Source organism: Pseudomonas sp. S30 (assembly GCF_016518545.1).
Lineage (GTDB): Bacteria > Pseudomonadota > Gammaproteobacteria > Pseudomonadales > Pseudomonadaceae > Aquipseudomonas.
The window spans coordinates 123,800-136,008 of record NZ_JACVTO010000004.1 but is presented as its reverse complement, the minus strand read 5'-3'; the positions used below and the strand labels follow the sequence as shown (position 1 = coordinate 136,008).

Genomic DNA, 12,209 nt, shown 5'->3' with positions numbered 1-12,209 from the left:
GCGTACCGTGAAACCGGGCCGGAGGAGGTTCAGCACGGGCCAGCGCTGGTGAAAAAACCACAACGCGGTAGCCGGAGTGTGGAAAAAGCAGCAGCGTGATTTCGCGTTGGGCCGCGGATCCACAGGGGCCCGACCCTGGCACAGGCTTTGCTCTCCAATCTCCAACACCCCGCGCCTAGGTGTGCGAGTTCACCCATGATGACGGTGGTGATGCCACTGCAGCCATCGCGATAAATCCCACAGGTTTTGCGGTGATCTACCGACCTGTTCGACGGACATACCCGATGCCACACGACTACCTCGGCAACCCTCTCGACAGCGACCAACCGGACGCTCTTCAGGGCCTGAATGACTTCATCGGCGGCTTCATCGGCTACCACCCCCGCGCCGAAGCCATCCTCGCCACCGCAGACCGGCATCCTGATTCGGCATTGAGCAATGCCCTGGCGGGGATCCTGCTGATGTTCAGCGAATCACCGCAAGGCCCGGCGCTGGCGCAGCGCTACCGGCAACGGGCGGCGCAGGTGGGCACGCCGCATCCCCGAGCGGCGCTCTACCTGGCGCTACTGGATGCCTGGATAGGCGACGATCTCGACCAGGTGCTGGCTCTGAGCGAACGACTGCTGACGGACTACCCCCGCGACCTGTTCGCCGCCAAGCTCAACCAGTACGTGGAATTCAATCGCGGCAACTGGCCGGCCTTGCTGCGTATCGCCCTCAAGACCGTCGACGCCGCGCCGGACATCGCCCAGAGCCACGCCATGCTGGCTTTCGCCTACGAGCAATGCCACCTGCTCGCCGACGCCGAACGCAGCGCCCGCCAGGCCTTGGCCCTGCAACCGGACGAACCCTGGGCGCAACACGCCTTGGCCCATGTGATGCTCAGCGAAGGCCGGATCGAGGAAGGCATCGACTTCCTGCACAGTGTCAGCACCCACTGGGAGGGCCTGAATTCCTTCATGTACACCCACAACTGGTGGCACCTGGCGCTGTTCCTGCTGGCCCGCGGTGAAGACCAACGGGTGCTGGAGATCTACGACCGGCATGTCTGGGGGATCCTGCCGCAGTACTCCCAGGATCAGATCGGCGCAGTCTCGCTACTGGCGCGCCTGGAGTTCGCCGGGATCGACGTCGGGCCGCGCTGGCAGGCCCTCGCCCCCTGGCTGCAACAGCGTCACGCCGACACCGTGCAGCCGTTCCTCAGCCTGCAATACCTGTACGGGCTGGCCCGAGCCGGCAAGGTCGAGGCGGACCGGCTGTTCGCCGCTCTGGTGGACCGCAGCCGCCAGGCCCCGGAGTTCAGTCGCGAGGTCTGGGCCGAGGTCACCCTGCCACTGGCCGAGGGCCTGCTCGCCCATGCCCGCGGCGAACACCGCCGCGCTGCAAGGCTGCTGGCCGCCAGCCTGCCGCGGCTGAACGAGATCGGCGGCAGTCACGCTCAGCGTGACCTGTTCGCCCAGGTCGAAGTGGATGCACGCTTGCGCAGTGGCGAGTGGGAAATGGCGCAGCAGACCCTGGAACTGCGCCGGCGCTACGACGAACTGGATGTCCCGAGCAACCGCCACCTGCAGCGGGTGTACCGTGAACTCGGGCTGCCGGCCCTGGCGGAGCAGGCCCGGCAGCGGGTCGAACAGGTGCTCAGCGCTGGCCTCGGGCAGCGTGCACACCCCGGGCAATAGCCCGGGCCACGCAATCGGCGGCTGCCGAGCCGATGCTGCCGATGCGCACCTGGCGAGCGGCCCCGGCGCCCAGCTCCAGCGCCCCGGAGGCCAGGGCGAAGACGCTGTCGCCATCGAACGGCAGGTGTGCCGGACGCACCGCCCGGGCGATGCCGTCCTGGGCCATGATCGCCACCCGCTTGCACTCGGCGGTGCTCAACGCCGCAGTGCTGGCGACCACCGCCAGCGTGGTGTTGGCCCCCGCCTGCAGGCGACCCATGGAATCCAGCCGGGACAGCTCGGGGATCGGATCGCTGCAATCCTGGTCCGCCAGCGGCCGCGCACCACCGAACTCCCCGGCGATTTCCCAGGGCCAGGCCCAGAAGGTCCGGCCATCGGGCATGTACACCGAGCCGATCGGATTGGCCACCACCAGCGCGGCCACCAGCAGGCCGTCGCCGAGATCCAGGGACGCCGTGCCCAGGCCGCCCTGCAGGACCCCGGCCATGGCCCCGCGGCCGGCGCCGACAGCGCCCTGGTCGATCTGCTTGCCGGCATTGGCCAGGGCTTCGAAACCCAGGCGTCGATAAGGCGGTTCGAGGCGCCACAGCTTGTCGCCGCCGTTGGCCAGGTCGTGCAGCACCGCCGCCGGCACGATCGGTATCGCCGGCGCACCGGCCTTCAGGTGCAGGCCGACGCCCTCGGCGGATAACGCGGCGGCCACCGCATCGGCGGCGCCCAGACCGAACACCGAGCCACCGGAGAACACCAACGCATGCAACTGGCCGACCATGTTTTCCGGCTCCAGCGCTGCCGACTCGCGTCCCCCAGGGCCGCCGCCGCGGATGTCGACGCTGGCTGTCCAGGCGTGCTCGGCACGGATCACCGTGACCCCAGTGTCGACCCGGGTATCGGTGGCATGGCCGACGGTCAGGCCGGGGATATCGGTAAGGGCATTGCGTGGACCGGGAAGCGGCATACAGGCACATCCTCAAAGGTGGTAGTCCGGGGTGGTCAGCAAGCGATGTGCCAGGCAGGTGAATGAGCTCACGGTTGACGGCCTCCACACTGGCAATCCGCTCTCACAGGGTTTTCTGTGTTGCTGTGTAGCCCAATGGCCGGCCGGGTTACAGGTGTGGGAAAACCAGCAGCCTGCCCTCGCCACCGCTGAAAAATCACCAGTTCACCTCAAGCACAACCGACAACCCGTTGCTTTCAAAAGGTTTTACAGCCTGGCACAGGCCTTGCTCCTACCCCGCTACCAGAGCTTGTCCCAACAAGCCGCACACTACTGACCTTCCGGAGTAAGCCCCTATGCATTCCCCGTCCCGCGCAGCTCTGCGGCGCCCCCCTCAAGCCTTCGCCTACAGCCTGCTGTTCCTCGCCCTCGCCGACGTGGCCCCGGTGCTCGCCGCCGATAACCCGCTGGATACGGTGGTGGTGGTCGGCAATCGCGGCCAGGCGCGGACCTTGGCCGAGAGCCCTGCCCCGGTCGACGTGATTTCCTCCAAGCAACTGCTGGCTACCGGGCAAGGCGACCTGACCAAGGCACTCAGCCGGGTACTGCCGTCGCTCAACCAGCCCGCTTCCTCCGGCTTCGGCTCCACTTCGGTGGTTCGGCCCATCAGCCTGCGCGGCCTGAACGGTGACCAGGTACTGGTATTGGTCAACGGCAAACGCCGGCACAACAGCGCCCTGCTCAATAACGGCACCTACCTCAACTCCGGCTCGCAGCCGGTCGATCTGGACATGATCCCCACCGCATTGGTCGACCATGTCGAGGTCCTGCGCGATGGCGCTTCGGCCCAGTACGGTTCGGACGCCATCGGCGGCGTGGTCAACATCGTGCTCAAGCAGACCGACAACGGCGGCAGCGTCTCCACCACCTACGGTCAGAACTATGAGAACGGCGACGGTGAGACTGCACGCCAGACCGGCAACGTCGGCCTGGCCCTGCCCAACGACGGTTTCATCAACCTGGCCCTGGACGTCAAGCGGCAGAAGATCTCCGACCGCTCCGACAAGGCGCCCTACACCGACAGTGCCGGCAACACCAGCCTCCAGCACACCTACTACGGCACCGGCCTGCCGGAGGCACGCAACTTCAGCCTGGGCTACAACGCCGAGCTGCCGATCAACGATGAGCTGAGCCTGTACTCCTTCTCGACCTATACCCGGCGCAATTCCGAGAAGCCTCTGGCGTTCCACCAGCCGGGCACTTTCGACGGCATCGCCACCCCCTTCCCGGAAGGGATCGAAGACACCCTGCGCTTCATCGAAAACGACTTCCAGGTGGCCTTCGGTGGCAAGGGCACCGCCCTGGGCTGGGACTACGACCTGTCCAGCACCTACGGGCAGGACCACGCCGAAGCCACTTTGCGTCACACCTACAACCTGAGTTACGGGGCCGATTCGCCGACCTCGGTGGACACCGGGGTGAAGACCTTCAGCCAGTGGACCAACAACCTCGACCTGACCCGCGCCTTCGATCTGGGCCTGGCCAAACCTACGCAGATATCCTGGGGGCTGGAACAACGCTACGAGAACTACAAGATCGGCAAGGGTGACTATGCCTCCTATTCCAGCGGCCCGTTCACCACCGGAGCCAGCGGTAATCCGATCGCGCCAGGCACCATCTCAGGCGCCGGCACCACCCCGCAGGATGCCGCTGAAAAAGGCCGCACCAGCCTCGGCGCCTATGCAGAAGTGGGCCAGGACTTGACAGATGAATGGCATGTGGACCTCGCCGGTCGCTATGAGCACTACAACGACGGCTCAGGCACCACCACCAATGGCAAGCTGTCCACGCGCTACCAACTGACGCCGATCCTGGCCGCTCGCGGCACGTTCAGCACGGGCTTTCGTGCCCCGTCGCTGGCGCAGCAGATCTACAGCTCCACTTCCCAAAGCAGCGTCAACGGCAACCTGATCGACTACCGCAACGTCGCTGTCGATTCCGCGGTGGCCAAAGCCCTCGGTGCCTCGACCCTCAAACCGGAGAAGTCCACCAACATCAGTGTCGGCCTGACCCTGCAACCGTCCGCCAACACCTCGGTCACCCTCGACGCCTACCAGATCAAGATCAAGGATCGTATCGCCCAGACCGGTTACCTCGGCGGCACCGCGCAGATCGAGGCGATCCTCGCGGCCGCAGGCCTGGCCACCAACCAATCGGTGACCTACTTTACCAATGCCCTGGACACCACCACACGCGGCATCGACCTGGTCGGTGATTACCGCCAGGACCTCGGTGCCTGGGGTGGCCTGCGCTACAGCCTGGGCTTGAACTGGAACACCACCGAAATCGACGATATCCATGCCTCCTCGGTGGCCCAGCAGGCCCTCGGCCCTACCGGTGGCTACGACCGCCAACGTCAAGGCAACCTCAAGCACGGCCTGCCAGAATCCAAGCTGCTGCTGGGCGCAACCTGGACCTTCAAGCAGCTGGAGCTGAGCCTGAACCTGACCCGCTACGGCGAGTACACCCAGTACGGCACTGTCCAAGCCTACGACCGCACCTTCTCACCGGCCTGGATCACCGACCTCAATCTGGACTACCACCTGACCCAGGACCTGACCCTGACCGCCGGTGCCAACAACCTGTTCAACCAGTACCCCGAGCGCACGGGCCTGCCGAGCAGCTCGGGGGCATTCCCCTACGGCAACTTCTCGCCCTACGGCACCACCGGTGGCTACTGGTACACCGGCGTGACCTACAACTTCTGACGATCACCCGCCTGCCCGATAGCAGGCAGGCATCCACTCAATCCACGGGAGCTGGTATCCATGACCCGTCGTACCGACCAACTCAAGCTAGGCGCGTTTCTCGCCAACAGTGGCCACCACGTCGCCGCCTGGCGTCACCCACTGGCGCAGGCCGATGCCAGCCTCGATTTCGACCATTTCAAGAGCATTGCCCGCAGTGCCGAACGCGGCAAGTTCGATGCGCTTTTCGTCGCCGATGTGGTCGCGCTGTGGGGCCACCACCTCGACGCCCTGAGCCGTACTGCCCGGGCCGAGCACTTCGAGCCACTGACGCTGATGGCCGCCCTCGCAGCGGTCACCGACAATATCGGGCTGATCGCCACCGCCACCACCAGCTACAACGAGCCTTACCACATCGCCCGCAAGTTCGCCTCCCTCGACCACCTCTCCAAAGGCCGCGCGGCCTGGAACCTGGTGACCTCGGTGGTCTCTGACGAAGCCTGGAACTTCGGCAGGGAAACCCACCTCCAGCATGCCGACCGCTACCAGCGCGCCGAGGAGTTCCACGACGTGGTCAAGGGCTTGTGGGACAGCTGGGACGATGACGCTTTCCTGCGCGACAAAGCCAGCGGCCAGTACTTCGACCCGCTGAAGTTGCATACCCTGAACCACCGTGGCCAGCACTTCTCTGTTCGTGGGCCCCTGAACGTGGCGCGGCCTCCCCAGGGCCACCCGGTGCTGGTCCAGGCCGGTGCCTCGGAGTCCGGCATGGCCCTGGCGGCGCGCGTCGCCGAGGTGATCTTCGCCTCGCACCACGAACTGCCGGCGGCCCAGGCCTTCTACCAGGACATCAAGCAGCGCGCCGCCGCCCTCGGCCGCAACCCGGACCACATCAAGATCCTTCCCGGGGTCACGCCCTTCATCGGTACGACCCAGGAACGGGCCCAGGCGCTGTTCGACGAGTTCCAGGCGCTGATCGACCCGGTCCTGGGCCTGCGCCTGTTGGCTGACACCCTGGGTGAAGACATTGACCTGTCCGGTCACGATCTCGACGGCCCGCTGCCGCAGACCCCTGCCGGCCAGCGCGGCAGCCGTCGTGACCAGGTGCTGGAAATGGCGCGGCGCGACAAGCTGAGCATCCGCCAGCTGTACCTGCGCCTGGCCGGCGGCAACCCGGTGATCGGCACCCCCGAGGACATCGCCAACAGCTTCGAGGTCTGGTTCCAGGGCCGAGCCTGCGACGGTTTCAATGTGTTCTTCCCGTACTTCCCGGGGTCCATCGACACCTTCGTCGACCAGGTGATCCCGCTGCTGCAGGCCCGCGGGCTGTTCCGCCACGAATACGAGGGCCGTACCCTGCGGGAAAACCTTGGTCTGCCGCGCCCGGTCAACCGCTTCAGCGCGGCGCAGGAGGCCCTGCAATGAAGACCCTGCCCGGCCTGCTCCTGACCCTGGGCTGCCTGGCCGCGAGCCCGGCTTTCGCCCTGGATATCCTGTTGAGCAACGACGACGGCTACCGTCACCCCAATATCCGCGCGCTGTACACCGCCCTCAAGGCTGCCGGGCACCAGGTCACGATCGCCGCGCCACAGAGCGAACAGAGCACCCGCGGCGGCGCCTTCATCTATGGCCGCGAAGTCATGGTGGGCCGCGACGACGATCCGGACTATCCAGACAGCTACTACATCACGACCCAGGAAAGCGGCCTGTGCAGCAGCGACGCCTGCGCCGGCAAGGAAGTGCGTATCCAGATCAGCGGCACGCCGGTGATGGCGCTGCTCATGGGCCTCAGGAAAGTGCAGCCGGACCCGGACCTGGTCATCGTCGGGCCCAATCCCGGCAACAACGTCGGCGCCATAAACACCGCCTCCGGCACCTTCAACGCCGCCAGCTTCGCGGTGCGTGCCGGCTACCCTGCGTTGGCGGTGAGCACCGACCTCAAGGAAAAGGATCCACAGCACATTGCCCGACAGGTGGTGAAGCTGGTGCAGGCCCTCGACCATCATCGCCAGCCCGACGGCAAGCTGCTCCCCGCCGGGCTTGGTCTGAACGTCAATTTCCCCGCCGACAGCATCGCCCCCAAGGGCGTGCGCCTGACCCGCATCGGCAGCTATGTGGGCTTCGACACCCTATATACCGATGATCTCGGCCCGCTGTTCCCGGCCCAGGCCGGCAAGCCGGGCATCAGCTTCCAACGCAGCGCCCCGGCGAACCAGGCGCAGGACGACGACGAGGGCGTGTGGCTAGCCAAAGGCTACCTGACCATCAGCCCGTTCAACGGCCAACTGCAATCCAGCGACCAGGCTGGCGCCGCGCAAGCGTTGGCCGGCTTGCCCCTGTTCACGGAGCAAGGACGACCATGACTGGCGGATTCTCCCTCGGCTTTCTCAGCCGGGTGTACCAGACCGAGTACAGCCCCCGGGTCTACCGGGACACCCTGGAACTGTTCCAGGCCGCCGAGGAACTGGGCTTCGACAACGGCTGGGTAGCCCAGCATCACTTCGCCAGCGAACAAGGACGCCTGCCCTCGCCGCTGGTACTGCTGTCGGCCATTGCCCAGCGCACCCGCCGTATCGGCCTCGGCACCGGAATCATCGTCCTGCCCCAGGAGCCAGCCCTGCGCCTGGCCGAAGACGCGGCGGTACTCGACCTGCTGAGCAACGGCCGCCTGGAACTGGGGCTTGGTGCGGGATTCGATCCGGAAACCTTCACGGCCTTCGGCCGCGACCCCGAGCAGCGCCACCGAGACTACGAGAACAACCTGCAACGTCTGCAGGCCGCCCTGCGCAATGGCGCGCTGAACGACGACGGCCTGCGCCTGCAACCCTTGGCCCCGGGCCTGAGCGGACGGATCTGGGAAGCCACGTCGCGGGTAGAACTGGTCGCCGCCCGCGGCAACGGTCTGATCACTGCGCCCAATCCACACCTGCCGGCCCAGGCGAGCATCGACCTGGTGCAGCGCTACCGTGATGCCTGGACCGGCGACAACGGCACCCCGCCGCGTATCGCTCGGGTCCAGGGGGTCTTTCCGTTGGCGCCGACCCAGGCCCTGCGCCAGGACATTCACACCTACCTGGCCCGACAGCAGCGCATCGGGGTCTACCACGGGCCGCTGGACGGTGACTTCACCGAAACGCTGCAACGCCTCGGCGTACTGCACGGCTGCGCTGACTCGATCTTACAGGGGCTAGCCAGCGGCCCGCGCCTGGGCCGTCACGACCATCTGATCGTCCAGGTACAAAGCGCCAGCACGCCGCTGCGCGACGCCATACGCGCCCTGCACGTCATCGCCGAAGAAGTGGCCCCGGCCCTGGGCTGGCGCCCCGCCGTGGGCCGAGCCGCCAAGGAGCCCGCCCTGCCATGACCGCCACCACTCCCCGCTCGCGCTTCAAGCTGGGCTTTCTCACCCATGCCTTCGGCGAAGACCCGCAACAGACCTACCGTGACCTGCTGGAGCAGTTCGACGTCGCCGAGGCCCTGGGCTTCGACGGCGGCTGGATCGCCCAGCATCACCTGAGCAACGGCTTCGGCCGCCTGCCCTCGCCGCTGCTGGCCCTGGCCGCCGTAGCCGAGCGCACCCGGCACATCGAACTGGGCACCGCGGTGACCGTACTGCCCTTCGAAGATCCAGTGCGCCTGGCCGAGGACGCCAGCGTGCTCGACCAACTCAGCGGCGGCCGTGTGCAACTGGGCTTGGGCAGTGGCGGCGCCAACCTCGACGGTTTCAGCGTCTTCGGTCGCGATGCGGAGCAACGCCGGCAGGGCTTCGCCGAGGATCAGCAACGCCTGCAAGGGCTGCTCGAAGGCCAGCCCCTGTTCGCCGGCAGCGAGCTGACCCTGCAACCGCCGGGGCCGGGTCTGGCCCGACGTCTCTGGCACTCCCACGGCAGCCTGGAGGGTGCGCGCTACACTGCCAGCCAGGGCAACGGTTTTCTGCTCGGCACCGCCACCCACGACCCACTGACGGTGCAGAAACCCCTGGCCGATGCCTATCTGGATGCCTGGAAACACCCGAACGAAACACCCAGGATCGGCGTAGTCCGCGCCGTCTTTCCTGCCGCCGATCGCGCCACCGCCCAGGCCGAACTGGCGGTGGACATCGAGCGGCATGTGCCGCGCCTGCAGCGCGAGGGCCTGATCGAACAGGCCATCGACCTGGAAGCACACCTAGGCCTGCTCAATGTCCACCATGGGCATCCCGACGAGATCGTGCGCGGCCTGCGCGAGGACCCGTCCGTGCTGCCTTACGCCGACTACCTGATCGTGGTGGTCCAGGCGGAAAGTTCGACCCAGGAACAGGTACTGCGCCGGCTGCGCATCGTCGCCGAGCAGATTGCCCCGGCCCTGGGCTGGCAACCCCGCCCTACCCAGGCCACGGCGGCGGTGGGATGATGCGACGGTCTCTGTCCATTCTCGCCCCGGAGCCGGCCCATGGCACTTGAATTCAGCTGGCAACTGCCGCTTGGCGCCCCGGCACAGACGCCCGGGCAGTGGATCCAGCTGGCCCAGGCCGTGGAATACGCAGGGCTGGACGGCCTGTGGATCCCCGGCGGCGCGCCCTGCGCCGATAGCCTCGCAGTGGCTGCCGCGCTCTGCGCCCATACCCGCCGCCTGCGCCTGAATGTCAGCGTGCCGGCGGAGGTCATGGTGCCTGCTGCGCTGGCCAGTACCCTGCAAAGCCTGCAGTCGATCAGCGCCAACCGCGTGCGTCTGCACCTGCCCGACGGCGACCGCAACAGCCTGCGCCAGGTCTTCGGTGAGTGGCTCAACCGCGACCAGCGCAGCGAACGCGTGGCTGAGTACCTGGAAATCCTGCAACGCCTGCTGCATGGCCACGAGCCCGGGTTCAACTACAACGGCCGCTATTTCCAGCTGGAAAATGCCGGCTTTGCTCGCCGTCCGTTACCGGCCCCGCCACTGATCCTCGACGACGGCCACGGCACTGCGCTGATCGCCGCCCATGCCGACCTGTGCCTGCTGCGCAGCGCACCGCCTGCCTGGCTGGAACAGGAAATTCGCCGCCTGCGTGCGGGTTCGCGGCAACGCCTGGGGTTCGTCTGCCGCTTCGGCCTGATCCTTGGCGACAGTGAAGAACAGGCCTGGGAAACCGCCTCTGAGCAACTGGCGGCGCACATCGAGGAGCTGCCCGGCGCCACGGCGGTACGGCACCTGGCCCGCGACCGGCATCCGCTGCGGCATTTCGAGGTCCATCCCAACCTGCTGCAACTGCGCGGCGGCCAGCCGCTGTATCTGGTAGGCAGCGCACAGCAGATCGCCACTCGCCTGGGCGAGCTCCACGGGCTGGGCATCGACCATATCGTGGTTCTCGAGCAGCCGGCGGTGGCCGAGGTGCTGCGCTTCGGCGAGCGCATACTGCCCCTGCTCCAGAAGCAGGGTTTGCGTGAGGAGCTAGCGCATGGCCGGTGAAACGCGTCACTCCCTGGAACTGAACTGGTTCCTGCCCACCAATGGCGACGGCCATCACCTGACCAGCAGCGGCCTGCCCAAGGTCGGCCTGTTCCAGCACGGCGAGCGTGAGCCGAACCTCGACTATTTGCGGCAGATCGTGCGCGCCGCCGAACTGTCGGGCTTCGACGGCATCATGGTGCCCACGGCCAGCGGTTTCGAAGACCCCTGGCTGATCACCGCGGTGCTGGCCCAGGAAGTGCGCCGGCTGCGTTTCCTCCTGACCCTGCGCCCCGGCCTGGAGCTTCCGGCCTGGAGCGCCCAGCGCGCAGCGACCCTTCAACTGCTCAGCGACAACCGCCTCGACCTGCATGTGGTCAGCGGTTCCAGCCGCTTCGAGCAGCGTTCGCTGGGTGACTACCTGGAGCATGACGAGCGCTACGCGCGCACCGCAGAGTTTCTCCAGGTGTTTCAGGCGGTATGGTCCGGACGTCACCAGTTCCATCCCGGGCGTTACTACCGCTGCGCCGGCGACACGCCCATCGACCCGCGGGCGCGGATGCCGGCCATCTATTTCGGTGGGGCGTCCAGCGCTGCCGAACAGGTGGGGGCTGCTCATGCGCAGACCTGCCTGATGTGGTGCGAGCCGCCAGCGATGATCGCTGAGCGGATCCAGCGCATGCGCGAGCTGGCGGCTGCGCACGGGCGTACCCTGCGTTTTGGCCTGCGAGTGCATGTGTTCGCGGCTGCAAGCGATGACGCGGCGTGGAGCCATGTCGAGCGGTTGCTCGACGAGATTCCCAAGGACGCTATCGATCGGGCGCAGTCACAGTTGGCTAGCTACGAGTCCGTGGGGCAATCACGGCAGACCGGACTGGTCAAGGGACGGGGACGGCGCGCTCGGGAGCTGGAGGTATCGGCCAACTTGTGGGCCGGGGTCGGCCTGGTGCGCGGTGGCGCGGGCACGGCACTTGTGGGGAGCTACCAGCAGGTGGTGGAGCGGATCGAGGAGTATCACCGGCTGGGAGTGGACTGCTTCATCCTGTCCGGTTTTCCGCATCTGGAGGAAGCCGTTCACCTGGGTAGCGAGCTGTTGCCGCAACTGCGGCAATTGGGTGGATAAACGCCCAGTTGGCTATTTCAATTCTTGCGCGCACAGACCCCTAAGACTGCACCCATGCTGCAGATCAGCGTGTTGCGATTCACAAACCGCTGGCAGCAACACCCATCTCCAAGGCCACCCATCGACAGTTCGCCCCCGGAGCGACGAACCCGTTCCATGGCTTGCGGGTCGAATTCAGGCTGAAGTTTTTTACGCTTGGACATGAACACTCGCCCAGTTCAGTGGGCGCTCACTCGAAAGTGTCCGAGTCAACGGGGTAGAGGTCTGCTTTCCATCGGCGAGACAAGAGCTTCGATTAGTCGTCCGGCTCGTTACAT

At 66.5% G+C, this 12,209-nt stretch carries 10 protein-coding genes; 8 read left to right on the top strand and 2 right to left on the bottom strand.

Features of this window, described 5'->3' with window-relative positions; all coding sequences use genetic code 11:
• Positions 1-284: 284 nt before the first annotated feature.
• Positions 285-1,679 (top strand): tetratricopeptide repeat protein, encoded by a 1,395-nt coding sequence (locus tag IAE34_RS06495; protein ID WP_200138048.1) that lies wholly within the window; start codon positions 285-287, stop codon positions 1,677-1,679.
• On the opposite strand, the gene IAE34_RS06490 is transcribed toward IAE34_RS06495, so the two are convergent.
• Entirely contained in the window at positions 1,639-2,637 is a 999-nt protein-coding gene (locus IAE34_RS06490) for a P1 family peptidase (protein ID WP_200138047.1), read from the bottom strand. The two genes, IAE34_RS06495 and IAE34_RS06490, sit on opposite strands and share 41 nt — an antisense overlap.
• Positions 2,638-2,972: 335 nt before the next feature.
• Between IAE34_RS06490 and IAE34_RS06485 the strand changes: the two genes are divergently transcribed.
• Genes IAE34_RS06485 through IAE34_RS06455 form a run of 7 tightly spaced genes read left to right on the top strand, consistent with a single transcriptional unit; the run spans position 2,973 to position 11,892 of the window.
• Entirely contained in the window at positions 2,973-5,384 is a 2,412-nt protein-coding gene (locus IAE34_RS06485; protein WP_200138046.1) for a TonB-dependent receptor plug domain-containing protein, read from the top strand.
• A gap of 60 nt (positions 5,385-5,444) precedes the next feature.
• Positions 5,445-6,788 carry an LLM class flavin-dependent oxidoreductase gene (locus IAE34_RS06480; RefSeq protein WP_200138045.1) on the top strand — a complete coding sequence of 448 codons (1,344 nt, stop codon included), beginning with the start codon at positions 5,445-5,447 and terminating at the stop codon, positions 6,786-6,788.
• On the top strand, positions 6,785-7,726 hold the full coding sequence (locus tag IAE34_RS06475; RefSeq protein ID WP_200138044.1) for a 5'/3'-nucleotidase SurE: 942 nt from the start codon (positions 6,785-6,787) through the stop codon (positions 7,724-7,726). The genes IAE34_RS06480 and IAE34_RS06475 overlap by 4 nt, the downstream gene beginning before the upstream one ends.
• Positions 7,723-8,727 carry an LLM class flavin-dependent oxidoreductase gene (locus IAE34_RS06470; protein WP_200138043.1) on the top strand — a complete coding sequence of 335 codons (1,005 nt, stop codon included), beginning with the start codon at positions 7,723-7,725 and terminating at the stop codon, positions 8,725-8,727. The genes IAE34_RS06475 and IAE34_RS06470 overlap by 4 nt, the downstream gene beginning before the upstream one ends.
• On the top strand, positions 8,724-9,755 hold the full coding sequence (locus tag IAE34_RS06465; protein WP_200138042.1) for an LLM class flavin-dependent oxidoreductase: 1,032 nt from the start codon (positions 8,724-8,726) through the stop codon (positions 9,753-9,755). The genes IAE34_RS06470 and IAE34_RS06465 overlap by 4 nt, the downstream gene beginning before the upstream one ends.
• Before the next feature lie 39 nt (positions 9,756-9,794).
• Positions 9,795-10,790 carry an LLM class flavin-dependent oxidoreductase gene (locus IAE34_RS06460; RefSeq protein ID WP_200138041.1) on the top strand — a complete coding sequence of 332 codons (996 nt, stop codon included), beginning with the start codon at positions 9,795-9,797 and terminating at the stop codon, positions 10,788-10,790.
• Positions 10,780-11,892, top strand: coding sequence for an LLM class flavin-dependent oxidoreductase (locus tag IAE34_RS06455; RefSeq protein ID WP_200138040.1), 1,113 nt, complete (start codon positions 10,780-10,782; stop codon positions 11,890-11,892). Before IAE34_RS06460 ends, IAE34_RS06455 begins: the two co-directional genes overlap by 11 nt.
• Before the next feature lie 17 nt (positions 11,893-11,909).
• Here the strand turns inward: IAE34_RS06455 and IAE34_RS06450 are convergent, their stop codons facing one another.
• A complete protein-coding gene (locus IAE34_RS06450; RefSeq protein WP_200138039.1) occupies positions 11,910-12,095 on the bottom strand; it encodes a hypothetical protein in 186 nt (61 codons plus the stop codon).
• Positions 12,096-12,209: the final 114 nt, after the last annotated feature.